Source organism: Haladaptatus sp. DYSN1 (assembly GCF_029489995.1).
In the GTDB taxonomy this organism is placed as follows: Archaea; Halobacteriota; Halobacteria; order Halobacteriales; family Halococcaceae; genus QDMS2.
Genome location: NZ_CP120470.1, coordinates 2,934,554 through 2,958,429, shown reverse-complemented (window position 1 = coordinate 2,958,429; position 23,876 = coordinate 2,934,554). Strand labels below are relative to the sequence as shown.

The 23,876-nt window shown below is 63.7% G+C and carries 26 protein-coding genes; 16 read left to right on the top strand and 10 right to left on the bottom strand.

Annotation, left to right across the window (positions count from 1 at the left end):
- Nucleotide 1: 1 nt before the first annotated feature.
- From P0648_RS16000 to pyrH, 3 genes are read right to left on the bottom strand one after another with little or no spacing between them, the layout of a single operon-like run.
- Complete coding sequence (locus P0648_RS16000) at nt 2-1,771, bottom strand: site-2 protease family protein (protein ID WP_276246298.1); 1,770 nt, start codon at nt 1,769-1,771, stop codon at nt 2-4.
- A gap of 55 nt (nt 1,772-1,826) precedes the next feature.
- Nucleotides 1,827-3,452 carry a lysine--tRNA ligase gene (gene lysS / locus P0648_RS15995; RefSeq protein WP_276246299.1) on the bottom strand — a complete coding sequence of 542 codons (1,626 nt, stop codon included), beginning with the start codon at nt 3,450-3,452 and terminating at the stop codon, nt 1,827-1,829.
- 1 nt (nt 3,453) lies between these two features.
- Nucleotides 3,454-4,170, bottom strand: a complete 717-nt coding sequence (gene pyrH, locus P0648_RS15990) for a UMP kinase (RefSeq protein ID WP_276246300.1) — start codon at nt 4,168-4,170, stop codon at nt 3,454-3,456.
- Between the two features lie 87 nt (nt 4,171-4,257).
- Between pyrH and P0648_RS15985 the strand changes: the two genes are divergently transcribed.
- The 3 genes from P0648_RS15985 (at nt 4,258) to P0648_RS15975 (ending at nt 6,892) form a co-directional block, all read left to right on the top strand.
- A complete protein-coding gene (locus tag P0648_RS15985) occupies nt 4,258-5,046 on the top strand; it encodes a molybdopterin synthase (RefSeq protein WP_276246301.1) in 789 nt (262 codons plus the stop codon).
- A 280-nt stretch (nt 5,047-5,326) separates the two neighbouring features.
- A complete protein-coding gene (locus P0648_RS15980) occupies nt 5,327-5,578 on the top strand; it encodes a hypothetical protein (RefSeq protein WP_276246302.1) in 252 nt (83 codons plus the stop codon).
- A 195-nt stretch (nt 5,579-5,773) separates the two neighbouring features.
- A complete protein-coding gene (locus P0648_RS15975; protein WP_276246303.1) occupies nt 5,774-6,892 on the top strand; it encodes a site-2 protease family protein in 1,119 nt (372 codons plus the stop codon).
- Here P0648_RS15975 and thiL read toward each other — a convergent pair.
- Nucleotides 6,889-7,770: a thiamine-phosphate kinase gene (gene thiL, locus P0648_RS15970; protein ID WP_277504757.1), complete on the bottom strand. Its 882-nt coding sequence runs from the start codon at nt 7,768-7,770 to the stop codon at nt 6,889-6,891. The two genes, P0648_RS15975 and thiL, sit on opposite strands and share 4 nt — an antisense overlap.
- 90 nt (nt 7,771-7,860) lie before the next feature.
- Between thiL and P0648_RS15965 the strand changes: the two genes are divergently transcribed.
- From P0648_RS15965 to P0648_RS15950, 4 genes are all read left to right on the top strand, one after another.
- Entirely contained in the window at nt 7,861-8,880 is a 1,020-nt protein-coding gene (locus tag P0648_RS15965; protein ID WP_277504756.1) for a lysylphosphatidylglycerol synthase transmembrane domain-containing protein, read from the top strand.
- Nucleotides 8,881-8,919: 39 nt separating this feature from the next.
- Nucleotides 8,920-9,375: a 30S ribosomal protein S19e gene (locus P0648_RS15960; RefSeq protein ID WP_277504754.1), complete on the top strand. Its 456-nt coding sequence runs from the start codon at nt 8,920-8,922 to the stop codon at nt 9,373-9,375.
- An 82-nt stretch (nt 9,376-9,457) separates the two neighbouring features.
- Nucleotides 9,458-9,811 (top strand): DNA-binding protein, encoded by a 354-nt coding sequence (locus P0648_RS15955; RefSeq protein WP_277504752.1) that lies wholly within the window; start codon nt 9,458-9,460, stop codon nt 9,809-9,811.
- Nucleotides 9,811-10,401 carry an alpha hydrolase gene (locus P0648_RS15950; protein ID WP_277504749.1) on the top strand — a complete coding sequence of 197 codons (591 nt, stop codon included), beginning with the start codon at nt 9,811-9,813 and terminating at the stop codon, nt 10,399-10,401. The genes P0648_RS15955 and P0648_RS15950 overlap by 1 nt, the downstream gene beginning before the upstream one ends.
- A 1-nt stretch (nt 10,402) precedes the next feature.
- Here P0648_RS15950 and P0648_RS15945 read toward each other — a convergent pair whose 3' ends face one another.
- On the bottom strand, nt 10,403-11,125 hold the full coding sequence (locus tag P0648_RS15945; RefSeq protein ID WP_277504748.1) for a bifunctional 2-polyprenyl-6-hydroxyphenol methylase/3-demethylubiquinol 3-O-methyltransferase UbiG: 723 nt from the start codon (nt 11,123-11,125) through the stop codon (nt 10,403-10,405).
- A gap of 112 nt (nt 11,126-11,237) precedes the next feature.
- Between P0648_RS15945 and hisS the strand changes: the two genes are divergently transcribed.
- From hisS to P0648_RS15910, 7 genes are all read left to right on the top strand, one after another.
- Nucleotides 11,238-12,542, top strand: coding sequence for a histidine--tRNA ligase (gene hisS, locus P0648_RS15940; protein WP_276246310.1), 1,305 nt, complete (start codon nt 11,238-11,240; stop codon nt 12,540-12,542).
- A 261-nt stretch (nt 12,543-12,803) separates the two neighbouring features.
- The gene (locus tag P0648_RS15935; RefSeq protein ID WP_276246311.1) at nt 12,804-14,054 is read left to right on the top strand and encodes an aminoacyl--tRNA ligase-related protein; all 1,251 of its coding nucleotides are present in this window, start codon (nt 12,804-12,806) and stop codon (nt 14,052-14,054) included.
- A 54-nt stretch (nt 14,055-14,108) separates the two neighbouring features.
- Nucleotides 14,109-14,915 carry a tRNA pseudouridine(38-40) synthase TruA gene (truA, locus tag P0648_RS15930; protein ID WP_276246312.1) on the top strand — a complete coding sequence of 269 codons (807 nt, stop codon included), beginning with the start codon at nt 14,109-14,111 and terminating at the stop codon, nt 14,913-14,915.
- A 47-nt stretch (nt 14,916-14,962) separates the two neighbouring features.
- Complete coding sequence (pepF, locus tag P0648_RS15925; protein ID WP_276246313.1) at nt 14,963-16,750, top strand: oligoendopeptidase F; 1,788 nt, start codon at nt 14,963-14,965, stop codon at nt 16,748-16,750.
- Nucleotides 16,751-16,867: 117 nt separating this feature from the next.
- Nucleotides 16,868-18,088: a proteasome-activating nucleotidase gene (locus P0648_RS15920; protein ID WP_276246314.1), complete on the top strand. Its 1,221-nt coding sequence runs from the start codon at nt 16,868-16,870 to the stop codon at nt 18,086-18,088.
- A 45-nt stretch (nt 18,089-18,133) separates the two neighbouring features.
- A complete protein-coding gene (locus P0648_RS15915; RefSeq protein ID WP_277504745.1) occupies nt 18,134-18,613 on the top strand; it encodes a pyruvoyl-dependent arginine decarboxylase in 480 nt (159 codons plus the stop codon).
- A 59-nt stretch (nt 18,614-18,672) separates the two neighbouring features.
- Nucleotides 18,673-19,059, top strand: a complete 387-nt coding sequence (locus P0648_RS15910) for a DUF5811 family protein (RefSeq protein ID WP_276246316.1) — start codon at nt 18,673-18,675, stop codon at nt 19,057-19,059.
- On the opposite strand, the gene P0648_RS15905 is transcribed toward P0648_RS15910, so the two are convergent.
- From P0648_RS15905 to P0648_RS15895, 3 genes are all read right to left on the bottom strand, one after another.
- On the bottom strand, nt 19,056-19,289 hold the full coding sequence (locus tag P0648_RS15905; protein ID WP_276246317.1) for a hypothetical protein: 234 nt from the start codon (nt 19,287-19,289) through the stop codon (nt 19,056-19,058). The genes P0648_RS15910 and P0648_RS15905 overlap by 4 nt on opposite strands.
- A 53-nt stretch (nt 19,290-19,342) precedes the next feature.
- Entirely contained in the window at nt 19,343-21,142 is a 1,800-nt protein-coding gene (gene infB / locus P0648_RS15900; protein ID WP_277504742.1) for a translation initiation factor IF-2, read from the bottom strand.
- Between the two features lie 76 nt (nt 21,143-21,218).
- Nucleotides 21,219-21,752, bottom strand: a complete 534-nt coding sequence (locus P0648_RS15895; RefSeq protein WP_276246319.1) for a plastocyanin/azurin family copper-binding protein — start codon at nt 21,750-21,752, stop codon at nt 21,219-21,221.
- A gap of 106 nt (nt 21,753-21,858) precedes the next feature.
- Between P0648_RS15895 and P0648_RS15890 the strand changes: the two genes are divergently transcribed.
- Both P0648_RS15890 and P0648_RS15885 read left to right on the top strand, forming a co-directional pair.
- A complete protein-coding gene (locus P0648_RS15890; RefSeq protein ID WP_276246320.1) occupies nt 21,859-22,104 on the top strand; it encodes a PRC-barrel domain-containing protein in 246 nt (81 codons plus the stop codon).
- Nucleotides 22,104-22,568, top strand: a complete 465-nt coding sequence (locus P0648_RS15885; protein WP_276246321.1) for an NOB1 family endonuclease — start codon at nt 22,104-22,106, stop codon at nt 22,566-22,568. Before P0648_RS15890 ends, P0648_RS15885 begins: the two co-directional genes overlap by 1 nt.
- Here the strand turns inward: P0648_RS15885 and P0648_RS15880 are convergent.
- Both P0648_RS15880 and P0648_RS15875 read right to left on the bottom strand, forming a co-directional pair.
- Complete coding sequence (locus P0648_RS15880) at nt 22,565-22,696, bottom strand: CopG family transcriptional regulator (RefSeq protein ID WP_276274755.1); 132 nt, start codon at nt 22,694-22,696, stop codon at nt 22,565-22,567. The genes P0648_RS15885 and P0648_RS15880 overlap by 4 nt on opposite strands.
- 47 nt (nt 22,697-22,743) lie before the next feature.
- Nucleotides 22,744-23,841 (bottom strand): CPBP family intramembrane glutamic endopeptidase, encoded by a 1,098-nt coding sequence (locus tag P0648_RS15875; protein WP_276274756.1) that lies wholly within the window; start codon nt 23,839-23,841, stop codon nt 22,744-22,746.
- Nucleotides 23,842-23,876 lie beyond the last annotated feature (35 nt).

Sequence of the window (23,876 nt, the reverse complement as noted above, 5' to 3'; positions counted from 1 at the left end):
TTCAGGCGAGCAGTTGCGGCCCGAAGATCATCACCACGAGGCCCGCGAGCATCGTGAGGCTAATCGAGGTCGTAATCGCTCTGGACAACTCACGGCCGTCCTGCACGGGAAGTCGCGAGACGATGGCTTCCGTGCTCGTCCGGAGAATGTGCCCGCCGTCGAGCGGGAACGCCGGAATGCAGTTGAAGAAGCCGAGCTGGAGGTTCACCCAGCCGCTCCAGAACAGGACGTTGGCGAGGGTGAACACGCCACCGCCGAGGAACGCGAGCGGGCCGCGAATCTCGTAGAAGTTCGTCACCATGTCCACGAACCCGGCGAAGTTGTAGCTGAGTCCGGGCGAGAGGACGCTCGCGAACGGCAGGAACAGGATGACGCCGATGCGCTGGATGAACGACACTGCGCCGAACCCGCCCTCGCCGTCGCCGCCGAGTGCCGCGAGGTACTCGTCTGCGGGGTACGGGTCCACGCCGAAGTCGTCAACCGTCACACCGGAGATGCCGGGCTGGGTGAACACGCCGAGCAGACCGCCACCCGTCCGTGGGTTCTCGTCGAGTTCCACGTCGTAGCTGACCTGTTCACCGTCGAGGACGCCTTCGATGGTCACCGTCTGGCCGGCCTGCGTGTTCGCGAGTGCTCGCTGGAGTGCCTGCTGGTCCACCGTCCGCGTGCCGTTTACGGACGTGATGACCATCGTCTCCTCTTCGGGTGCGCCAGCGTCGGTGAGCGGGCCGTCGGGGCTCACCTGTACGAGTGCCCCGGCGGCGAACGTCGCGCTCCCTTTGTCCGTCTGGATGGTCGAGACGGTGCGGTTCTGGAGGGCGTCACGGAGTTCTGCCTCCGTGCCGACTTGCGTACCGTTCACCGACTGAATCGTCGGCGGGTCGCCAGAGAGGTCGATGCCCTCGACTACGCGGGGGACGGCCCCGGTAATGATGAGCGACCGCTCTACGGTGCGTTGTTCGCCGCTTTTGAGCGACACGTCCACGGTTCGGCTCTCGTTCGCGAGGACGGCGTCGAGTTCGCTCGCGCTCGTCACGTCCTGGCCGTTTATCTGCGTGATGACGTCACCGGGTTGGAGGCCGGCAGCAGCGGCCGCAGAGCCGTCTGCGACGTTTCCGACCGGTGCGCCGGGCACGACGGCGATAGAGCCGACGACGGGACCGAACAGCAGCGCGAACGCCACGAGCGAGATGGCGAAGTTGTTGGTCACGCCGGCGGCGAACATCCGCGTCTGTCCGCCGCGGTCGGCCTTCTGTCTGCTCTCCTCGTCGGGTTCGACGAACGCGCCGACGGGAATCAGCGTGAGCAGGGCGAGGCCCATCGACTCGATTTTTATGTCTTCGACCCGGCAGAGCAGGCCGTGGCCGCCCTCGTGGACGACGAGGCCGATGAGGAGGCCGAGGACGATTTCGGGGGCCGCAGAGAGCGGGAGGAAGTCGTTGACCCCCGGAATCACGAGGACGTTTCGCGGTTCGGTGATGGCACTCGCCGTTGGCTGGGTGAGCGTGCTGTACGCAGAGAAGAGCACGGCGAGGAACGACCCGACCATGATAACGAGCGCGATGCCGATGCCGAGATTGCCCCACGCCCGCCAGAACCGACGGGGGCCCGCCAACCAGTCGAGAAATGCCTTGCCGCGTTGTGTATGAATCGTCGTGATGGGGCCCTGAATCCGCACGGACGGCGGGAGCAGGCCCCGTGCTCGCAGGCCCATTGCGACGACCGTATAGAAGGCCAGGCCAGCGAGTACCCACACGAGGGTGTCTACCATTACCCCAAATCAGGTGCCTAACCGCAAAGAGGGTTTTGGGGTACGACGAGGTGGGTCAGCCCTGTCGGCGCAGGCGGGTCACGACGAACTCCCGGTCGAGTTCGCCGAGGAAGGTGCCGAGTCGCGGCCCCTGTTCGGCGTCGAAAAATAACCGGTAGCCAGCGGTGAAGAAGTCGCCGACGCCGACGTCGTGGCGCTTTGCCGTCTCGTAGATTTCGCCCTGAATCGCCTCGCCGTCGTGGCCCGCTTCGACGAACTCAGCGAGGTCTTCGAGGGCGGCCTGTGTCGCCTCGTCGAAGTCCGTCTCCGGCAACTCAACTTGCAGGCGGTAGTTGTACTCGTTGTCCATGCGCTCGGCCCAGTTGCGCGCCTTCTCGACGCGCTTCAGGGCGTCTTCGACCGCCCACGCGGGCGTGTCGTCGGTGAAGTGCTCCTCGTTGCGCGCCATCTCTTCGCGCAGGTCCACGTCGTCGGTCATCCCGAGGACGGCCGCGAAGGTGTAGGGTAGGCGCACGCGGTCTTCGTTCACTTCGTCTACGAGGAACGGATAGACGCGGTCTGCGAGCGGTTTCAGGTCCTCGTCGTCGGTGCGGTCGAAGTAGATGGCCTCGAAGCGGTCGAAGTCGTCGACGAGCTGGTTCAGCCGCGAGACGTCGAAGTCGCGGGCCTTCTTCGGCGAGAGCGAGAAGAAGTACTTGAACACTTCCGGTTCGAGGAGTTCGAGCACTTCGTGGGCGGTCACGACGTTCCCGGCGGAGGAGGAGAGTGCCTCTCCATTGTAGGTGAACCACTCGTATACCATCGGGACGGGGGCCTCGTTACCGAGGACGTTTTCTGCGATGTCCTTGCCGGAGGGCCACGACCCGGCGGCGTGGTCCTTGCCGAACGGTTCGTGGTCGACCTTGAGGACCTGCCACTGGGCGGGCCACTCGAAGCGCCACGGCAACTTGCCGTCGCGGAAGGTGGCCGTGCCTTTGTGCCCACAGCCCTCGATGACGTTGCCGCCGGCTTTCAGGTCGGTACACTCGTACTCGACGGTGCCCGCCTCGATGTCGTAGGAAAGCACCGTCTCGGTGAGTTTGCCGCAGTTCTCACAGATGGGATTGAACGGAATGTAGTCGGCATCGACCTTGTCCTGATACTTCGAGAGCACATCTGCGGCCTTCTCCTGATTTTCGAGCAGGTAGGCGACCACGTCGTCGAACTTGCCTTCGGCGTACAGTTCTGTGTTCGAGATAACCTCGATTGGGATGCCGAACGCTTCCGCATTCTTCGCGAGCAGTTTCGTCTGGTGTGCGCCAAAGGAGTCACAGCACCCGAACGGATCGGGCACCGAGGTCAGTGGCTTGCCGAGGTTGCGCCCGAGTGCGCCCGGATTCTCGAGTTCGCCGAGTTCCTTGATGTTGAAGTCCAGGTCGGCGAGTTTACGCGGAATCTTGCGCAGCGGGTCCTTGTCGTCGGAGGTGAACACCTGTCGGACCTCGTGGCCGCGCTCGCGGAGGACTTCGGCGACGAAGTAGCCGCGAATAATCTCGTTCAGGTGGCCGATGTGGGGGATGCCGGAGGGCGAGACGCCGCCCTTGATGATGATGGGGTCTTCGGGGTCGCGCGCTTCTATCTCGTCTGCCACCTCGTCCGCCCAGAAGACGCGGTGTTCGGGAGCGGCTGCTGTGTCGCTCATCTTACGGAACCCAGAACGTCGGTTCGTTGCCCACGCCCTCGGGGACGATGTCCGTACCCTCGTGTTCGCCGGTGCGGACGGCCTTCCCGATGCGCTCGGGGTCGGTGCCGTCTAAGACGATGGCGCGCATCGAGGAGCGCTCGATGAGTTTCGCAGCGAGCAGGTCGACCGGGGCACTCGACCCCGCGCTCATCTCGATGTTGGCGATGACGTCTACGAGTTCGCTCGCGGTCATCTCCTCGAAGCGCGTGGCGTCAGCTTCTGTGCGTGGGTCAGCCGAGTAGACACCGTCCACGCTCGTCGCGTAGACGAGCAAGTCGGCGTTCACGTACTCCGCGAGTGCGGCGCTTACGGCGTCGGTCGTCTGGCCGGGGGTGACGCCACCCATCACGGCGATGTCGCCGCGACGGAGGGCTTCGCCCGCTTCCTCGTAGGTGAGGGCGGGTTTCGGCGCGGCGCGCTCGCCGAGGGCGGTGAGCAGGAGGCGCGCGTTGAGCCGCGTCACGTCGATGCCCAGCTGGTCGAGCTGGATTTCGTTCGCGCCGTGGGCGCGGGCGGCCTTGATGTACTGGCGGGCGACGCCGCCCCCACCGACGACGATGCCGAGGTTGATTCCCTCTCCTGCGAGCGATTCGACGACGGCGGCGTGCTCTTCGACTCGCTCTGACCCAAGCGACGGTGCGAGCACGCTCCCACCGATAGAAACGACGACCTTCATGTCTGTTCGTGGTAGCCCAGAGTTCGCCTTAAGAGTTGCCAACTTGGCGGCGAAGCGTACAAGCGAGTCGCGCCCGTTTCGGCGGATATGCAGGTCTTCTCAGTTTGTGGCGACGGGGCCGACGCGCTGGCGGCACGACTCGCCGCGCGACTCGATTCGAACGGGCGGGTAGCGACGATTTCTCGGGTGGACGTCACACCCGAGGACCCGCGTCCAGCGGGCGTTTCGACAGCCTACACGCTCACTGACGCCGGCTGGTCGGGCGCGGGCGACGGGTCGCTTTCGGCCCTCATCGACCGCGTCGCGCCGGACCACGCCTACGCCATCGTCACGGGCGAGCCAGGTGCGCGACTGCCCCACGTCGTCTGTGGCGACGTCGAACACGCGGGCGAGACGCTCTACCGGGTCGAGGACGCTGAATCGGCAGCCGTTCCCGCAATCGTCGAAGCCGTAGCGGACCTCGAACCGTACGAGACGCTCGAATCGCTCGTCGCACAGGTCAAGGCTTCAGAACGGGCAGAACTGTCGGGCGCGATCGCCACGTTCACGGGTCGCGTGCGTGCGAAGGAGTCTACTAACGATGCGCCGACGGAGTACCTCCAGTTCGAGAAGTACGAGGGCATCGCAGAGGAGCGCATGGACACTATCTCGCGGGAACTCGAAGAACGCGACGGCGTCCTCGACGTGGTGATGCACCACCGGACGGGCGTCATCGAGTACGGCGAGGACATCGTCTTCGTGGTCGTGCTCGCCGCCCACCGTGGTGAGGCCTTCCAGACGGTCGAAGACGGCATCAATCGCCTCAAAGAAGAAGTTCCGCTGTTTAAAAAGGAAGTGACAGTTGACGAGGAGTTCTGGGTCCACGAACGCCAGTAGTCTGCGCGCCACTGAGCGCGCGCAATCCGAGGCAAACTGTGCTTGCGGAACAATTTGCCGCATTTGTGGACTCGAGACGCTCGAATTTCCCTCGAATATCGTGACTTACCAACTCTTGATTTTACGCCGTTAGCTCGGGCTTTAAAATGTTAAACGCCCGCAAAACACGTCGTAAAAGATTGTCTGACGGACGCTTCAGCGGTAAAACGACCCAAATCAATCCTAAGGTTCTGGCCCTTATATGCTCCCGAAGTTTGAATGAGCAGTCGAGGTGTTAGAGATGAGCGCTACAACGCAGCAGCCCTCCACTGTCAGCAAAGAAGATCGGCTCAAGAACTACCTGAAGCAACGCGCAATGGAGAAGGGTGAATTCTTCTTCAAAGGCAAGTTCATCGCCGACGACGTCGGTCTCTCCCCAAAGGAGATCGGCGGGCTGATGGTCAAGCTCAAGGAGTCAGCTACTGACATTACCATCGAAAAGTGGTCGTACACGAGCGCCACCACCTGGCGCGTTCAGCAGGCCACGGTCTAAGCGCCAAACTGCACCTACAGCGAAACCAGTCACCGCGTGCCACCACACGCACTGACATCCCAACAGACGGTCACCGCGTGCCACATTGGTGACCAACCAATCTGCGTGCCACCACACGCACACCACACCGTTCCACTTCTCGTCCCGTGATTCCCGTCACGGGATTTATCAACGCTCCACCCGTAGCGAGAGCCAATGGACCCCCCCGGTCCACCGGAAGACGGCCCACCGGTGGATGCATTTTCGACCGCGTTTCACGTCTACGAGACTCGGACTGACGGAACGCGCCTGTTCTACTACGGCGTGCCCCTCGACACGACCGAGTCGGTCGAGCGGCAGGTCTGGCCGCTGTTCAAAGAACACGGCTACGAAGTCGTCCTCACCCAGCAGACCGGCGAACACGTCCTCGTCGCCGAACCCCGGTCGAACGGCGGCAACGGCTTCCCGTGGACGAACGTTTTGATGGCGCTGCTCACGATTCTTTCGACGCTCTACGCGGGCACGGCGTGGTACTACATCGACCTCGCCGAGAACCCACTCGACATCGTTCAAGCCCTCCCCTTTACCCTCGCCATCCTGGGCGTACTCGGCGTTCACGAGTTCGGCCACTACATCATGAGCCGGTACCACGACGTGGACGCGAGTCTTCCGTACTTCATCCCGTTCCCGACGCTCATCGGGACCATGGGCGCAGTCATCCGGATGCGCGGGCGGATGCCAGACCGCAAGGCGCTGTTCGACATCGGCGTCGCCGGCCCACTCGCTGGTCTCGTCGCTGCGGTCGTCGTCACCGTCATCGGCCTGTTCATGGACCCCGTCGTCGCCCCCGCCCACGTTCTGAACGACCCGGGCGCGGTGCAGGTGCGGTTCAACAACCCAATCCTCCTCGAATGGATTGCCGCCGCCGTTGGCCAGCCACTGGAGTACGCAGACCCCGCGAAGTCCGTGAATCCCGTCGTGATGGGCGGGTGGGTCGGCTTCTTCGTCACCTTCCTCAACCTGCTTCCCGTCGGGCAACTGGACGGCGGCCACCTCGTGCGCTCGATGCTCGGTGAACGCCAGGAGACGCTCGCGGCGTTCGTCCCCGCAGTCCTCTTCGGCCTCGCGGGCTACCTCTACTACTTCCAGGACGCCTCGAACGCCGCCGGCATCTGGTTCTTCTGGGGGCTGTTCGCGATGGGAATTGCCTACGCCGGGCCGGCCCAACCGGTCCACGACGACCCGATGGACGCAAAGCGCATCGCTGTCGGCATCCTGACCTTCGTGCTCGGCATCCTCTGTTTCACGCCGATTCCAATCGAGTTCCTGAGCTAATCCGGGCCGCCGTGGGTGTACCCCCGGTCAGGAAGCGAGTCTCCATCCATCTCGACGCCCTTTTCAGTGACTTCGCCGATGCGAGTCAGCGGGTCTGGACACGCGGCGACGGCCGCCTCCCACGACGCTTCGGGAACCGTCAGAAGTAACTCGAAATCTTCGCCGAAAAAGAGGCTCAGTTCGCGGCGGTCTGCCGCGTCCGCGGCGAGTTCGGAGACGGCGGCCGAAACTGGTATCGCCGCCTCTTCGACGGTGAATCCACAGTCACTCGCTTCTGCGAGTTGGTGTAGCGAGCGTGCGAGGCCGTCGCTCACATCCATCATGGCCGACGCGTGAGGCGCGAGCGCGACGCCCGCGGCCACGCGCGGCGTGAACTGGAACAGGTCGTTCGCCCGCGTCACGTCGTCCTGTTCGAACAGCCTGAGTGCGGCGGCTGACTGACCGAGTGCGCCCGTGACGGCCACCACGTCGCCGGGTTCTGCACCCGACCGCAACACGGGTGTGTCCGTCTCGCCGAGCGCCGTCGTCGCCACGGTGAACTCGGTGTGGGTGTCGAGGTCACCGCCGACGTACTCCGCGCCGACCGCCTCGCACACGTCGCTCGCGCCCGAGAGAAAGTCATCGAGTTCGGCCGCGTCGAAAGCGGGGGCGGCGTAGACCGCGACGGCGGCCGTCGCCTGTGCTCCCATTCCCGCGACATCTGAGAGCGACGCGCCGACGGCGCGCCACCCGGCGGTGTAGCGGGTCGTCCCCTCGGGGAAGTCCGTCCGCTCGTGGAGCATGTCGGTGGTGATGACCTGTCCGTCCACGACCGCGGCGTCGTCGCCCGCGGCCGCGAGCGTCGCTTCGATGCGCGAAAGGGCGGCCCGCTCGTCCATACCGAGTGCTTTCCCGCGAACCGAGAAAAAGGCGCGTGGTCCGCGTGTAGTCGGAGGGTTGAAGCGCCCCACCGCCGTTCGTGTCACCACATGGGCCTCGATGCCGACGTTCGAACGATTGCACTCGGATTTTTGAGCGCCATCGTCGTCCTCGCCGTCGTGTTCTGGCTCGTCGGCATCGACGCCATCCTCGCTGCACTCTCGACAGCGAACCCGCCGATTCTCGTCGGCGTGCTCGTCTCCGGGGCCGTCTGGATCGTCGCGTGGGGACTCGCCCTCTGGACCGTCGTGACGGTACTAAACGGCCCGATGAACGCGTTTCACGGCGTGATGCTCTACTCGGCGGCTATCTTCGCCAACAACATCACGCCCTTCGGACAGGCCGGTGGCGAACCGTTCAGCGCGCTGCTCATCTCGCGAACGACCAAGACGAACTACGAGACGGGTCTCGCGGCCATCGCCAGCGTAGACGCCCTCAATTTCGTCCCCTCCATCGGCCTCGGCCTCATCGCCGTGGGCTACTTCCTGACCACGGCGACGGTCGGCGGTCGCCTCGAAATCGCCGTCACGGCCGTGGGCGTCCTCGCCGTCGCAGTGCCGGTGGCTGGATTCCTCCTCTGGCAGAAGCGCGACGCAGTCAAGCGCCGGGCCGTGGGCGCACTCACGCCAACAGCGCGAATCATCGCTCGGGTGCTCCCCCGCGTCAAGCCGCCCGAACGCGAGAGCATCATCCGGCGTATCGACACCTTCTTCGCTTCGCTCGAGCGCGTCGCGGCGAGTCGGCGGACGATGGCGCAGGCGCTTGGCTTCTCCGCGCTCGGCTGGCTCGCGCTCGCTACGTCGCTGTGGTTCGCGCTGCTCTCGCTCGGCCACGCCGTGCCCTATCCGGTCGTGTTGCTCGTCATCCCGCTCGGGAGCGTCGCGAGCATCACGCCGCTGCCTGGCGGCCTCGGCGGCGTGGAGGCGGTTCTCGTCGGGTTACTCGTCCCGGTCACGAGCCTCGACCCGGCGACGGCAGGCGCGGCGGTCATCCTCCACCGCCTCGGGACGTACTGGCTGCCAACGGTGCTTGGCGGCGGGATGACGGCGGTCATCGCCAACCGGACGTGAAACAGTGAATTTAAACCTCGTGCGAAGGAAGGCGTAGCCATGCCAACGCTCTATGACGTGCCGGCAGATGCGCTCATCGAGGCGCTCGCCGAACGTCTTGCCGACGAACTCGAGGAGCCCGAGTGGGCCGCCCTCGCGAAGACAGGTGCCGACCGAGAACTGCCACCAGAGCAGGACGACTTCTGGTACATCCGCGCCGCAAGCCTCATGCGCAAGGTCGCCACGGACGGCCCCGTCGGCGTCGACCGCCTCAGCACGGCCTACGGCCAGTCGAAGAAGGGCTCGAACCGCTATCAGGTCGCTCCCGCGCACAAGGGCTCAGGCAGCAAGAAGGTAATCCGCACCATCCTCCAGCAGTTAGAGGATGCGGGCTACGTCGGCACCGAGGGTAGCGCCGGGCGCATCGTGACCGCAGAGGGTCGCAGTCTCCTCGACTCCGTCGCGGGCGACGTCATGGAAGACTTAGACCGCCCCGACCTCGAACGCTACGCCTGAGACCGTCTGCCGGCGTTCTCCGGTCGAGTACGTGTGACATGCCTCCGTAATTGTTTTGCCGACCAATCTGTAAGTGACAGCCATGAGTGGCACACCGGACGAAGACGAACTCGAGGAGCTTCGACGCAAGAAGATGCAGCAACTGCAGGACCAACAGGACCAGGGCGGGCAGAACGAAGCCGCCCAGGAGGCTCAGCGCCAACAGGCTGAGGCCCAGAAGAACGCGATGCTCCGGCAGTACCTGACCGACGGCGCGCGAAAGCGCCTGAACTCCGTGCGGATGTCGAAGCCGGACTTCGCAGACCAGGTCGAACAACAGATTCTCGCGCTCGCCCAGAGTGGCCGCCTCGGCGGTCGCATCGACGAAGACCAGATGAAGAACTTGCTGCGCGAACTCAAGCCGGACTCCAAAGACTTCAACATCCGCCGTCGGTGATGGAGGCTGGATTGTTGTTCAGCGGGGGGAAAGACTCCTCGCTCGCCGCGCTCATTTTAGACGAGTTCTACGATGTCACCCTCGTGAGTGCCCACTTCGAGGTGACAGATGCGTGGAAACACGCCCGCAAGACCGCCGAGGTGCTCGGCTTCGACTTCGAGCCCGTGGCCATAGACCAGGCGGTCGCCAAGACTGCAGTGGCCCAGATGGTCGACGACGGCTTTCCCCGAAATGGCATCCAGCAGGTCCACAGCCACGCGCTGGAAACCGTCGCCGCGATGGAATTCGACGCCATCGCGGACGGGACGCGCCGCGACGACCGCGTGCCGAGCGTCTCGCGCGCCCAGGCCCAGAGCCTCGAAGACCGCCACGACGTAGATTACCTCGCGCCGCTCACCGGCATCGGCCGCCGCGCCGTGGACAAGATGGTTGCCCAGACGCTCGAAATCGAGAGCGGGCCGAGCGAGGAGATTCGGAAGGGGGACTACGAGGAGGATTTGCGCGCGCTGATGGTCGAAGCCCACGGCGCGGAGATGGTCGGGAGGGTGTTCCCCGACCACACCCAGACGCGCGTCGTCGCCCGCCGCTGAATCACGCTTTTTCGAGTTTTACCCGGTAGTACGCGTCTCGCTCCCAGCACGTCCCGAGCTCCCACGGCGTCCCGATGAGCGTCTCGCGGAGGCGCGCGCGGCTGAGATAGCAAAAGTGGAGCGTCCGTCCCACGATACGCTCACCATCGCGTTCGTACTCGACGTGGAAGACGCGCTGGCAGACCCCTTCGCGGGGGTCGGGTCGGTAGCCAAAGCAGTTCTCGGGGGTGAGGTGGGTCGGGTCGTAACCGTCAACGACGGCGACTCCATCCTCGTCCGTCACCCGCGCGAGGTCGCCGAGGAAGGCTGAGACGCCGGCGGGCGACCCCGCGAGTCCGAGTTGCGTGCCGTTCACGAGCGCCGCGTCGAAGGCGTCGCGAGGGAACTCGAGGGCGAACATGTCCATGACACGGACGTCGCCGACGCCACGCTCGCGGGCCGTCTCGACCGCACCCAAACTCGCGTCGATTCCCACGACGTCGCGACCCCTCTCCTCCAACCACGTCGCGTACTGGCCGATGCCACAGCCTACGTCGAGGACGCTCCCCTGGAGCGCGGCGAGCGCCTCGCGCACGTCGTCGTCGAGGTCGTCCATCGGGTGGAAGTAGTTCTCGGCGATGTGCGCCGAGGCCACCTCGGGACCGTCTCGGTAGAGACAGTCACCCCTGAGGCCGCCGTGGTGGAAATCGAGCATCGCCTGGCCGAGCGCATCGCCAGAAGCCATACCGTGATAGAAGCAGCCATATGTAATAAATTCGCTACGATACGCTATCACGTCGCATGCTCCTCCCGCACGAACGAAAGGGTTCAAGCGACCCCTCCACCAACGGGCGGGCATGTACGACCGCATCAAGGGCTTTCGGGACTTCTATCCCGACGAGATGCAGGCCTATCGCGCCACCTTCGACACGCTCGAAGCCACGGCGCAGGGCTACGGCTTTCGTGAAATCGGCACCCCGGCACTCGAACGCACGCAGATGTACGTGGACAAGTCCGGCGAGGAAATCGTCGAGGAACTCTACAGCTTCGAAGACAAGGGCGGCCGTGACATCGCGCTCACCCCCGAACTGACGCCGACCGTCGCGCGGATGGTCGTCGCCAAACAGCAGGAACTCGCGAAGCCAATCAAATGGTTCTCGACCCGGCCGTTCTGGCGCTACGAGCAGGTCCAGCAGGGTCGCTTCCGCGAGTTCTACCAGACCAACATCGACATCTTCGGCTCCGCGGAACCGGAGGCCGACGCAGAGGTCATCGCCACCGCCGCGGACGCGCTCACCAACCTCGGCCTCGAAAACGAGGACTTCGAGTTCCGCGTCTCCCACCGCGACATCCTCGGCGGCCTGCTCGAATCGTTCGACACGGACGTTGACACCGAAGAAGCCATCCGCACGGTGGACAAGAGCGACAAAATCAGCCACGCCGAGTACATGGACCTCCTCGTCGCCGCTGGCCTCACCCGTGAACAGGCCGAGCAGTTCGACGACCTGCTCGCGGTCGACCCGGACGAACTGGACGACCTCATCGAGTTCGCCGGAACCGACCGCGTCGAGGAAGCCGTCACGAACCTCCAGAACGTCCTCGACGCCGCAGAAGACTTCGGCGCACGCCAGTACTGCACGCTCTCGCTCGAAACCGCCCGCGGCCTCGACTACTACACGGGCGTCGTCTTCGAGTGCTTCGACTCGACGGGCGAGGTCAGCCGTGCCGTCTTCGGCGGCGGGCGCTACGACGACCTCATCGAAGGCTTCGGCGGCCAGTCAACGCCCGCCGTCGGGTTCGCCGTCGGTGACGCCACGCTCTCGCTCCTGCTCCAGCGCGCCGGTGTCTGGCCGGACGAGGAACTCTCGACGGACTATTACATCCTGCAAGTCGGCGACACCCGCAAAGAGGCCGCCCGAATCGCCCGCGGCCTCCGCGAGCGGGGCCACGTCGTCGAATCCGACGTGTCCGGGCGCAGTTTCGGCGCACAGATGAGCTATGCCGACTCCATCAACGCGGAGACCGTCGTCATCGTCGGCGAACAGGACCTCGCGAACGACGAGGTCACGCTGAAGGACATGAAATCCGGCGACCAGGTGCAGGTCCCAGTAGATGGGTTTCCTGAGGAGTACGACCGACCGACGGTCGCCGACTTCGAATAACTCTCTCTGTCGTTTTCGCGGTTTCAAAATCGACAGACAGCGGGCGTTCGCTGGAACAGCCACCACGAACATTTATGTAGGGAAGCGAAGAAGTCTCAGTCACATGTGTCGAACTGAACACACAGTGACGCTCAACCGTGAGCCCGGCGCGGCTCACGGCTGGGTTCCGCGAAAGCTGCATCGACGCTGATTCTACCGTAGTCTTGACTGTACACACGCCCGCATTCGAGCGGAGTGGCGACGCTCTCGGAGGTGAGTCCCGTGCGTCGGAGTAAGACACTCCTCTTCACGCGTAGAGACACTGACACCCGTGAGTGGGACAACGAGACGGTGCAACTCACACTCCGCGCTGGCCTCGTCCGGCAGTTCGGTGGCGGCCTGTACGGATTTACGCCTACCGGAGAACGAGTTCGCCAGCACCTCATCGACCGCATCCACGCGGCGATGACGGCAATTGGCGGACAGGCCATCTCACTGCCCCAACTCCAGTACCGAGACATCTGGGAGCGAAGCGGGCGCTGGGCGAACTTCGAGGACGAGATGTTCACGCTCCAGAACCGCGACGGGCAGGACATGTGCCTTGCACCTTCGCACGAGGAAGGTGTCGTCCACCTCTGTGAGGGGTTCGTCAGGTCGTACGAGGACCTGCCCCTGCTCCTCTATCAGATTTCGACCAAGCACCGGGACGACCACCCCCGAAACGGCCTGCTTCGGACGAAGGAGTTCACGATGAAGGACGCCTACAGCCTCCATGCCTCCCACGAGTCACTCGACGAGTGGTATGACCGCGTGCAGGCGGCCTACTGCTCGCTGTTCGAGGGCCTCGGCATCGATTTCGTCGTCGCCAGTGCCGACAACAGCGTGATGGGCGGGAACGATTCAGAGGAGTTCATCGCGCCTGTCGAGTCAGGAACCGTCGAACTCGTCTACTGTGAGACGACCGACTGTCGCTTCGGAATCACCGACGAATCTCCCCGGAACGACCTGACTGCTGGCAATTCGTGCCCTACCTGTGGGAACGAACTCATCGAGGGCGAAGGCATCGAAATCGGCCACGTGTTCAAACTGGGCACCCGCTACGCAGACGCGATGGATTTCACCATCGACGTGGCAAACGGGTCGAAGCAGTCGGTCGTCATGGGGAGCTATGGCATCGGCGTGGAGCGCCTCATCCACACGCTCCTCGCCCAGCGCAGCGACGAGGCTGGTTGTCGGTGGCCCGCTGAGACAATGGCTCCCTACGCTGTCTCGATAATCCCCCTCCAATACGAGGGAGAAATTCGAGAGGCCGCAGACCGGTTGCACGAGGAGTTGGGAGTCTCGGACACAATCCTGTTCGACGACGACCGGCAGTCCATCGGCGAGCGATTCACCGAGAGCGACCTACTTGGGATTCCCCTGAAGGTGGTCCTTGGAAACCACTTCCTCGAAACTGGGGAGGTCGAACTCGAAACGCGTGACGGTGACAAAGCGTTCGTCGAACTCGACGAGGTGACGGGGCTCCGTGGGTAACGCTCGCTCGTCGAAACTGACACGCTTTTACTTTTCTCGCCCAATGTGCGAGCAATGCGCGCGTTCCGGGTGGCCTACGACGGCAAGCAATACAGAGGCTTCCAGCGCCAGCCACACGGACAGACGGTCGAAGACACGATTATCGAGAGCCTCCGAAAAATCGGGGCGTTCCCTGAAGACGACCCACTCCCACCGCAGTTCACAGCCTCGGGGCGGACCGATAAGGGCGTCTCTGCGCTCGGCCAGACGGTCGCGCTCGAGTGTCCCGACTGGCTCACACCACGGGCGTTCAACGGCGAGTTGCCGGGATCGATTCGAGCGTGGGCGATGGCCAAAGCGCCCGAGGGCTTTCACGCTACCCACCACGCCAAACGCCGCCACTACACCTACCACCTCTATGAGCCGGTGGTGAGCCGCGAGGACGTCGCTGCGGTGCTCGACTCGCTCTCTGGAACCCACGACTACCACAACTTCACGCCCGATTCTCGCAACACAGAGCGCGTCGTGGACGCCGCCGTTTCCCGGGACGGGAACTACCTCGTCTTCGAGATATCCTCGGACGGGTTTCCCCGTCATTTCGTCCGACGATTCGTCTCGCTGGCGCACGAAGTCGTGACGGGACGGCGACCGCGGTCGTTCGTCGACCGAGCACTTTCAGACGAGGTGCTGTCGGGTGGTGACGGCCTCCGCCCCGCGCCGCCCGAACCACTCGTGTTGCGCCACGTCGAGTATCCTCAGCTCGACTTTTCGGTAGACGAGGAGGCGCGAGAGAGTGCCTACCGTGTGTTTTCCGAGCGGTCGCGGTACCATCAGACGGCAACGCGGGTTGCAGACCAACTCCGCCACGGCATGGATGGCTAGCGAAAAACGTCCGAAGGCTTACTTCCCTCTCCGTGTAAGGGGAAGCCATGAGTTCGGTTCCCGAACGAAGCGAAATTTCTGCAGAGCATAAGTGGGACCTCGACAGTCTCTACGCCTCGGTCGACGAGTGGGAGACGGCCTACGAGGAAGCCGAATCCCAAATCGAGGACTTAGAAGAGTACGAAGGACAGGTCACCGACGACGCCGAAACGCTACTCTCGATTCTCCAGCTAGAGGAGGCGGTGATGCGCCGGGTTTCGAACGTCGCCTCCTACGCCCGAATGCGCCGGGACGAGGACACCCGCGACCAAGATGCACAGGCGCTCCTTGGCAAGGCTCAGACGCTCGTCTCGAAGGCGTCGAGCGCCTCCAGTTACATCGAACCTGAACTCCAGCAGTCCACTCGCGACCAGCTCCAGGCGTTCGTCGAGACCGAACCCGAGCTCGCGACCTACGAGCACTACTTCGACGAAGTGCTGCGGATGAAACCTCACACCCGGTCTGCGGAAGTCGAGAACCTGCTCGCCGAACTCGGCGAGGTGACCGGCGCGTCCGGTGAAATCTACAACATGCTCACCAACGCGGACCTCACCTTCCCGTCGGTCGACCACGACGGCGAGGAGGTCACCATCACCCAGAGCAACTTCACCAAACTCCAGCAAGAGCAGGACCGCGACCTGCGCCGGAAGGTGTACGAGACGTTCTACGGCGAGTGGGAGACCATCCGCAACGCGGTGGGGTCCTCGTACAAGAACAGCGTGAAGGCGGACGTGAAGCTCTCTCGGGCACGCAACTACGACTCCGCGCGCGAGGCCGCCCTCGACTCCGCGAACATCCCGGTCGACGTTTACGACAACCTCCTCTCTGTCGTCCGCGACAACCTCGACTTGCTCCACCAGCACGCAGAACTCAAGCGCGACAGCCTCGGCGTGGACGACCTCCAGATGTGGGACATCTACATGCCGATGGTCAACTCAGAATCCCCGGAGATCCCGTACGAGGACGCCCGCGAGTACATCGTCGAGGCGGTGGCTCCGCTCGGTGAGGACTACCAGAACCGCCTCGCGCGCGGACTAGATTCGCGCTGGGTCGACGTCTACGAGAACAAGGGCAAGCAGTCGGGGGCGTACTCCGGTGGCACCTACGACTCCCAGCCGTTCATCCTGATGAACTATCAGGACGACCTGTCGAGTCTGTTCACGCTCGCTCACGAACTCGGCCACTCGCTGCACTCAGAATACACGAGCGACACCCAGCCGTACGTCTACAGCGGCTACGAAATCTTCGTCGCGGAGGTGGCGAGTACGGTCAACGAATCGCTGCTCACCCACCACCTGCTGGAGACGGTCGAAGACGAGAACCTCCGGCGACACATCCTGAACGAGTACTTAGAGCGGTTCCGCTCGACGCTGTATCGCCAGACGATGTTCGCGGACTTCGAACACCAGACCCACCAGTTGGTCGAGAACGGCGAACCGCTCACGCCGGACCGACTGGACGGCCTCTATCGCGACCTGAAAAAGGAGTTCTACGAACCGGCCGTCGTGGACGACCACATCGCCCGCGAGTGGATGCGCATCCCCCACTTCTATCGCGCGTTCTACGTCTACCAGTACTCGACAGGAATTAGCGCGGCCGTCGCGCTCACTGAGGGCATCTTAGAGCGGGGCGAACCCGCCGCGAATGACTACATTGAGTTCTTGCGCGGTGGCTCTTCGACGTACCCACTCGAACTCCTCCGTGGGGCGGGCGTGGACATGGCCTCGCCGGAACCAGTCGAATCTGCCCTGTCCGTGTACGGTCAGTATCTCGACGAGTTCGCGCAGTTGCAGTAGCTGGCGCTCGAATTTTTATTCTCACCTATTACCAGTATCCTTTCACAGCAAGTGTTGCCGAAATCGACCGCGACCCAAAAGCACTTCTAAGGGTGGGTACTTAGTCGGCGTTGTCTGATGTCACGCAGCCCCTCTCTCCCTGACAGGCCGCGGCTCGACCTGGACAGCGATCTGTCCGATGACGAGCGCCTCGCGGTTTTAGAAGAACACTTCGCGGAGATCCTGCAGGTGAACCGCGAGCTCGGCAACCAACTCGAAAAGACCCAGAACCACGGTGAGAAACTTCGCGAGGACGTTTCGCGACTCGAACGGGAAAACGAGACGCTCAAGACGGCCTCGCTGTACCTCGCCACCATCGAGGACCTTACCGACGAGGGCGTCGTCATCAAACAGCACGGCAACAACCAGGAGGTGTTCGTGGAGGTCTCCCAGCAACTGAAAGACCGCCTCGAAGCCGGTGACCGCGTCGCGATAAACGACTCCTTCGGAATCCAGACGCGCCTCGAACAGGAGACCGACGCCCGCGCACAGGCGATGGAGGTCACGGCCAACCCACAGGTGTCCTATGAGGACATCGGCGGCATCGATGACCAAATTCGCGAGGTGCGCGAGACGGTCGAACTGCCGCTGCTCGACCCCGGCCAGTTCGAAGAAGTCGGCATCCAGCCACCCGGCGGCGTCCTACTCTACGGCCCACCAGGCACGGGCAAGACGATGCTCGCGAAGGCCGTCGCGAACCAGACCGACGCTACCTTCATCAAGATGGCTGGCTCCGAACTCGTCCAGAAGTTCATCGGCGAGGGCTCCCGGCTCGTCCGCGACCTATTCAAACTCGCAGAGGAAAAAGAGCCAGCGGTCATCTTCATCGACGAAATCGACGCCGTCGCGAGCAAGCGCACCGACTCGAAGACGTCGGGTGACGCTGAAGTTCAGCGGACCATGATGCAGTTGCTCTCTGAGATGGACGGCTTCGACGACCGCGGGGACATCCGCATCATCGCGGCGACCAACCGCTACGACATGCTCGACAGCGCTATCTTGCGCCCGGGCCGGTTCGACCGCCTCATCGAAGTGCCCGAACCGAACGAGGAGGGTCGCCTGCAAATCCTCCAGATTCACACGCGCCGGATGAATCTCGTAGAGGAAATTGACTTCGAGACGCTCGCCGCCGAAACTGAGGGATTCAGCGGCGCGGAGATAGAGAGCCTCTCGACGGAGGCCGGCATGTTCGCGCTGCGTGACGAGCGAACGGAAGTTCGGATGGCCGACTTCGTGGACGCCCTCGACAAACTCACGTCTGACGACGACCCCGTCGGCCAGCCAGTCGCGTTCTACTGAAGCGGAATCGTAACCGCTTACCCCGGTTCGCTGTTTTCCACACCTATGAGCACCATCCGCGTCGTCTGGGGGAGCGGGCGCGCGCCAACGCCCATGGCCTCGTTCGACGCCGCCCTCAAGGCGGCGAATATCCACAACTACAACCTCGTCACCGTCTCTTCAGTGATTCCAGACGACGTGACGGTCGAAGCCGTCGGTACGGCCCCCGACCTCGGTCCCGTCGGCAACCGCCTGACCGTTGTCGAGGGGATGGCAACCGTCTCCCCCGGCGCAGACGAATCCGCGGCGGCCGCCCTCGCGTGGGCGCAGACCTTCTCCGGAAAAGGCATTTTCTACGAAGCTTCGGGGACCGACCCCGAGGACGTTCGCGCCCGCGTCGAGGCCGGACTGGAGGCTGGAAAAGCGCTTCGCGACTGGGACTTTGGCGAGTCGCACGTCCGTGTCGAGACGGCCGAAGCGGACCCCGAGGAGTACGTCACGGCGCTCGTCGTGGCCGCCTACGGCCAGAGCGACCCACTCGTGTGAGAAACTCGCAAGCCGTCGGAGGGTTTTTACCTGCGTAGTCGTAACTGCTGGTAGCTTTTATGTATGGAAACACCCCGTATGCGGGCAACGACAGCACCGACCGGGCGGCGCACCCCCCAGCGCTCACGCCCGACCAGCGCCGGGAACTCAGGCGGGGCGTCGTCGGTGTCGCCGCGCGAACGCGGGAGTTCCTCCCAGACGAGTACGTCATCGGCACGGAACTGACCGCGGGCATGGACGGCACCCCCCACGCCTTCGTTGCGGTTCACCCGCCGATTGGCTCGCCCGTGAGCGCCGGCATCGCCCCCGACGACGGTGACTTCGAGCGCGAAGAGGGCATTATCAGCGCCGAAGACCGCGAGGAAGTCGCTCGCAGTCTCGCCGCACAGGCGGCGCTGCAGGTAAAGCAGTCACTCGATTCCGACGTCGACGCCACCGCCCGCTAGGTCACGGGGTCGGGCGGATTGTAGAACAGTACGTAGCCCATCGCCGCGAGCACGGGCAGCGAGCCGAGAACGACCGAGAAGTGCATCGGGACGGCGAACGCCCAGCCGGCGACGAACCCGACGAGGAGACCGACCGGTATCACCACGAACACGGCGTCGTAAGCCGTCTTGCCCGGCCAGTGGGCCACCACCAACTGGAGGAGGCGGTGAACCGGTCGCTTCAGTACCATCGTATTGGCGAAAACGAACGTATTCCCTTTAACGGTGGTGGCCTGTCGCGGCGTTATTTGCCCCAGAACGGGTCGCGCTTTCGGTGCTTCTGCAGGTACATGCTGAGCGCCTCGCGCTCGTCGGCTGGAATGTCTTCCTTCAGTTCCTGCTCTAAAATCTTCGCGTGCTTCTCGGGGAGCTCGGCCCAGAGCGTGTCGCCTTCGTCGATTTGGCGGCCAACGGTCGGGCCGTCGATGGCGACGCTCACGCGGGTTCCGGCGCGGGCTTCGTCCACGTCCTCACCGTGTTCTTGAATCCCTTTGACCATGCCGACGCGCTTGGGTTCTGCACCCTCGAAATCCACGACGGGCGTGTTGCGCTTGAGCGTTCCAGAGAGGACTTCGACGCCCACCACCGCGGGGTTCGACTGGCGGAAGACGTGGTCCTGGAGAATCTGGAAGCGGGCGGGGCGACGAATCTTGTCGAGCACCGCGGTCTGCTGGGCGCGTTTGATTTCGTCTACGTGTTCCTCGTAGTCGTCGATGAGCTGGTAGATGACGTCGGATTCGAAGATTTTCACGCCGGATTCCTCGGCGCGGCGCTCGGCGTCGTCTAAGACGCCAACGTTGAACGCGAGGACGACCTGATTTAGTTCCTCGTCGGCGGTGGAGGCGACGGAGATGTCGCGGGGAGCCACGTCGCCGACTTCGGCGCGCATGATTGGCACTTCGGCTTCCTTCAGCGCGCTCGCAATCGCTTCGAGGCTGCCGAGGGTGTCCGCCTTCACGACCACGCCGTCGTCCGCGGTGTGGACGTCGATTTCGGAGAGTTCGGCCTCGACTTCCTCGATGACCTCCGCGACCGGGCGGTCGCGGACGACGCGCACGGGCGCGCCGGCCATCGCGTCGTCTAAGTCGGGGGCGGCGATTTTGATACCCGCCGCCGCCGTCACTTCGTCGAAACGGTCGAAGCGTTTCTCCGTACGAATCTCTGCGAGCGGACGCGGCTTGAGCAGCGCGCGCACGTCGGTCACGATAGGGTCGTTCTTCCCGCCGACGACGATGGTGTCGCCCTCGCGGACAGAGCCGTTGTAGAGCACCACGTCGAGGGTTGCGCCGAAGCCGCGTTCCTCTTTGACTTCGAGAACCGTCCCTGCGCCGGGGCCGGTCACGTCGATTTCCATGGCCTCCTTCATGTACCGCTGGGAGAGACCCATGAGGACGGTCAGGAGGTCCGCCATCCCCTCGCCGGTGAGCGCGGAGACGGGGACGACGCCGATGTTCTTCTGGAAGTTCTGGACGCGCCAGTAGAAGTCGGCGGAGAAGCCGGCGTCGCTCATGTTGCCGATGACCTCGTAGAGTTTCTCTTCGAGTTTCCGGCGCGCGCGGTCGGATTGCTTGTCGAAGGTTTCCTGGACGGCGGTGTCCGGTTGGGGGTTCCAGCCGGGGGTGGTGTCGATTTTGTTCGCAGCGACGATGAACGGCGTCTGCGTACGTTTGAGGATGTCGATAGCTTCGAGCGTCTGTGGCTGGAAGCCGTCGTTTACGTCTACGACGAGGACGGCGATGTCAGCGAGTGCCCCGCCCCGCGAGCGCAGGGTCGAAAACGAGTGGTGACCGGGCGTGTCGATGAACAGCAGGCCCGGCAGGTCGAAGTCGTCTGGGTCGACGAGGTCGCCAGCGATTTCGGAGATGACGTCGAGGGGGACGGCCGTCGCCCCGATGTGCTGAGTAATTGCGCCGGCTTCGCCCTCGATGACGGCGGAGCCGCGAATCTTGTCGAGCAGACTGGTCTTGCCGTGGTCGACGTGGCCGAGGACGGCGACGATGGGGGTCCGCAGTGAGTGTGTATCTGGTGTGTTATTGTCCGACATGAAATCCACCCGTAACAAAGGTTCTTACCTAGACCAGCAATTCTCGGCTTAAAAGTCTTTCAAAAGGCTCTATTGGCTATTCGACCACTTCGAGGATCGCTTCCATGCCGAAACTGCGGTGGGGCGCACAGTAGTACTCGTACGTGCCGGGCACGTCGAACGTGAACGTGAACTCGTCGCCCGACTGATACGTGGTTCCGTTGCCGCCGGGGGTCCCCTCCCAACTCGCCCCATCTGGCTGGGAATTCGGCCGTACGTTGTGACCCGACGAATCGAATGTGAAGGTCACCTCGCCACCGGCCTGCACGGATGCCCGCGTCGGCGAAAAGCGAAGGTTGCCGCCCGGCCCGACGGTGATTGTGATGGCCGACTGAACCGGCGTCGTCTGCTGGGTCGTGGTCTCCGCTGCCGTGGTGGTCGCCTGAGTCGTCTGTTGAGTCGTCGTTTCCGCTGCCGTGGTGGTCGTCTGCGTCGTGGCTTGGGTTGTCGTTTCCGCCGCGGTGGTGGTGTCCTGTGTCGTCGTCCCATCGTCGCCACCGCCCGTACAACCGGTCAGCAGTCCGAGTGTTCCGACCGCGAGGCCATGTTTCAGTAGCGTTCGTCTGTCCATAGGGTGAAATACGTGATGGCGAGGTATCAATTTTCGCTGGTCATGCGGCCGACGGATGTCAGACATCCCCGTGCCGTTTATATGAGTTGACTCAGAACTGGTGGGTATGCCCGAAATACTCGCCGAGAATCTCTCGGGGAAGGCCGTCATGGGGTCAGACGGTGCTGAAATCGGGATGCTTTACAACATCACGATGGACCTCAAGACGGGGTCGCTGAACGACCTCATCGTCGAACCGACCGAACAGACCAACACGCGAAACGTCGACTTCAGCGTAGACGACAGCGGGCGGTTCAAAGTGCCCGTAAACCGCGTTCAGGCAGTGAAAGACCACATCGTCATCCGTCGGTAATGCACGTTCTCGACACGTCGGCCTTTATCAACGAGTACCACACGCAAGCCAAGAAAGCGTCCATCCCCCTCGTCCGCGAGGAACTGGAGGGCGAACACGCGTTCCGCTTCGACGCGATGGAAGGCGCCGGGATGTACATCCACATCCCCGACGACCAATCGGTCGAAACCGTCGAACGCGCCGCCCGCCAGTCGGGTGACTTAGCGGAACTCTCCGCTACTGACATACGCCTCATCGCGGCGGCCTACGAACTGGAAGGCACGCTCGTCACAGACGACTACGCGATGCAGAACGTCGCAGAGCGTCTCGAAGTCACCGTCGAGGTCATCGCTCAGGACGGCATCGAAGAGCAGCGAAACTGGAAGTTCCAGTGTCAGGGCTGTGGGCGCGTCTTCGACGAGAACAAAGAGCGCTGTCCCATCTGCGGGACGGGACTCACACGGAAGAACCCAGGCCGGGCCTAATCGAGCGACTGTAGGCCCGCTTCTACCAACTGCCGGAGCACCTCTGCTTCTGTGAGCCCGTACTCAGCAGACAGTTCCGACACCCGCGCTGCCTGCTGGTCCTCACAGAGAAACGAGTAACGGTGCATGCGCAATGCTACCGCGCTCGAATATTTATACTTCAGTCAGACGGCCGTCACACCGGACTGCCGGCGAGTTGGACGTACAACTGGGCGAACTGAACGGCGTTGAACGTGCCGTGGATGAGGATGGGGACGACGAGGTTCTTCGTCCGGCGGTAGGTCTCTCCGAGCAACAACGAGAGGATGAAGATGACCGCGAGGGTCGTGACCGTCGAAGCGGGGTTCGTCGCGCTGTAGTACTGGGGGATGTGGATGAGGGCGAAGATGATGCTCGCGACGATGACGGCCGCTTTCTCCGAGAAACTGTCGTAGAGCGACTTCTGGACGATGTTTCGGAACACGAGTTCCTCACCCGGGCCGATGACGAGCCACGAGAGCGGAATCAGGACGAGCAACAGCGTCGGGTTCCCCTCTCTGGCTTGCTGTTCGATGCTGCTCTCTGCCCCGGAGAGACCGACCGACTCGAGGATGAGACCGATGACGATGGCCGCCCCGTAGAGGGCGACGATGCCGCCCACCGCGTACGCGAGGTCGCGGCGAGAGGGCCGCCGAATGTCGATGTAGTCGAGGCCGATGTCGCGAATCTTCAGGTAGGCAATCGCCGAGAGGGCGAGTCCGAGGCCGAAGAAGGTGGTGAACACGCCAAACTGGATGGCGAAGCCTGCATCCGCGACGATGGATGCCGGAATGACCGAGAGCGCCATCCCGACGAGGAAGCTGATGAGACCGACCGCCGCGGCCGTCGAGACGTCCTGGACCATTCGCACGAGGTGTTTGGTGGAGACGCCCGCGCCGTCTGCCGCGGCCGCGCCGACCGAGACGAGACCCGCAATCGCCGCGATGGGGAGGCCGCGGCCCACGTCCGGGGTCGGCACGCCGGCCGTCGCTGGCGCGAGGAGGGCGTAGGCGGCTACGCCGACCACGGCGAAACTGGCGGTGCCGGCGAGGGGAGCGCCCCACGACCGGGGAATCACGTCGTGGCGGCGAAGGAGGAAGGCGAGCAACGCAAGCCCGGCGAGGGCTGCACCGGCGACGCTGCCGACGGTCAGACTGGCGACGGAGACGCCGCTTCCCGTCCACGGGAGGAACGCGGCGGCGAGCGCGACGCCAGCGAGCGCGAGGCCCACGCTGGCCGCAGGGCTCTTTGACATACCGGGAGGTAGGCGGGGACGGCTAAAATCGCTAC

Excerpts from the sequence above, each read along its gene's own strand:
- P0648_RS16000 (WP_276246298.1), bottom strand. The coding sequence starts at position 1,771 with ATGGTAGACACCCTCGTGTGGGTACTCGCTGGCCTGGCCTTCTATACG.
- lysS (WP_276246299.1), bottom strand. The coding sequence starts at position 3,452 with ATGAGCGACACAGCAGCCGCTCCCGAACACCGCGTCTTCTGGGCGGAC.
- pyrH (WP_276246300.1), bottom strand. The coding sequence starts at position 4,170 with ATGAAGGTCGTCGTTTCTATCGGTGGGAGCGTGCTCGCACCGTCGCTT.
- P0648_RS15985 (WP_276246301.1), top strand. The coding sequence starts at position 4,258 with ATGCAGGTCTTCTCAGTTTGTGGCGACGGGGCCGACGCGCTGGCGGCA.
- P0648_RS15980 (WP_276246302.1), top strand. The coding sequence starts at position 5,327 with ATGAGCGCTACAACGCAGCAGCCCTCCACTGTCAGCAAAGAAGATCGG.
- P0648_RS15975 (WP_276246303.1), top strand. The coding sequence starts at position 5,774 with ATGGACCCCCCCGGTCCACCGGAAGACGGCCCACCGGTGGATGCATTT.
- thiL (WP_277504757.1), bottom strand. The coding sequence starts at position 7,770 with ATGGACGAGCGGGCCGCCCTTTCGCGCATCGAAGCGACGCTCGCGGCC.
- P0648_RS15965 (WP_277504756.1), top strand. The coding sequence starts at position 7,861 with ATGGGCCTCGATGCCGACGTTCGAACGATTGCACTCGGATTTTTGAGC.
- P0648_RS15960 (WP_277504754.1), top strand. The coding sequence starts at position 8,920 with ATGCCAACGCTCTATGACGTGCCGGCAGATGCGCTCATCGAGGCGCTC.
- P0648_RS15955 (WP_277504752.1), top strand. The coding sequence starts at position 9,458 with ATGAGTGGCACACCGGACGAAGACGAACTCGAGGAGCTTCGACGCAAG.
- P0648_RS15950 (WP_277504749.1), top strand. The coding sequence starts at position 9,811 with ATGGAGGCTGGATTGTTGTTCAGCGGGGGGAAAGACTCCTCGCTCGCC.
- P0648_RS15945 (WP_277504748.1), bottom strand. The coding sequence starts at position 11,125 with ATGGCTTCTGGCGATGCGCTCGGCCAGGCGATGCTCGATTTCCACCAC.
- hisS (WP_276246310.1), top strand. The coding sequence starts at position 11,238 with ATGTACGACCGCATCAAGGGCTTTCGGGACTTCTATCCCGACGAGATG.
- truA (WP_276246312.1), top strand. The coding sequence starts at position 14,109 with ATGCGCGCGTTCCGGGTGGCCTACGACGGCAAGCAATACAGAGGCTTC.
- pepF (WP_276246313.1), top strand. The coding sequence starts at position 14,963 with ATGAGTTCGGTTCCCGAACGAAGCGAAATTTCTGCAGAGCATAAGTGG.
- P0648_RS15920 (WP_276246314.1), top strand. The coding sequence starts at position 16,868 with ATGTCACGCAGCCCCTCTCTCCCTGACAGGCCGCGGCTCGACCTGGAC.
- P0648_RS15915 (WP_277504745.1), top strand. The coding sequence starts at position 18,134 with ATGAGCACCATCCGCGTCGTCTGGGGGAGCGGGCGCGCGCCAACGCCC.
- P0648_RS15910 (WP_276246316.1), top strand. The coding sequence starts at position 18,673 with ATGTATGGAAACACCCCGTATGCGGGCAACGACAGCACCGACCGGGCG.
- P0648_RS15905 (WP_276246317.1), bottom strand. The coding sequence starts at position 19,289 with ATGGTACTGAAGCGACCGGTTCACCGCCTCCTCCAGTTGGTGGTGGCC.
- infB (WP_277504742.1), bottom strand. The coding sequence starts at position 21,142 with ATGTCGGACAATAACACACCAGATACACACTCACTGCGGACCCCCATC.
- P0648_RS15895 (WP_276246319.1), bottom strand. The coding sequence starts at position 21,752 with ATGGACAGACGAACGCTACTGAAACATGGCCTCGCGGTCGGAACACTC.
- P0648_RS15890 (WP_276246320.1), top strand. The coding sequence starts at position 21,859 with ATGCCCGAAATACTCGCCGAGAATCTCTCGGGGAAGGCCGTCATGGGG.
- P0648_RS15885 (WP_276246321.1), top strand. The coding sequence starts at position 22,104 with ATGCACGTTCTCGACACGTCGGCCTTTATCAACGAGTACCACACGCAA.
- P0648_RS15880 (WP_276274755.1), bottom strand. The coding sequence starts at position 22,696 with ATGCACCGTTACTCGTTTCTCTGTGAGGACCAGCAGGCAGCGCGGGTG.
- P0648_RS15875 (WP_276274756.1), bottom strand. The coding sequence starts at position 23,841 with ATGTCAAAGAGCCCTGCGGCCAGCGTGGGCCTCGCGCTCGCTGGCGTC.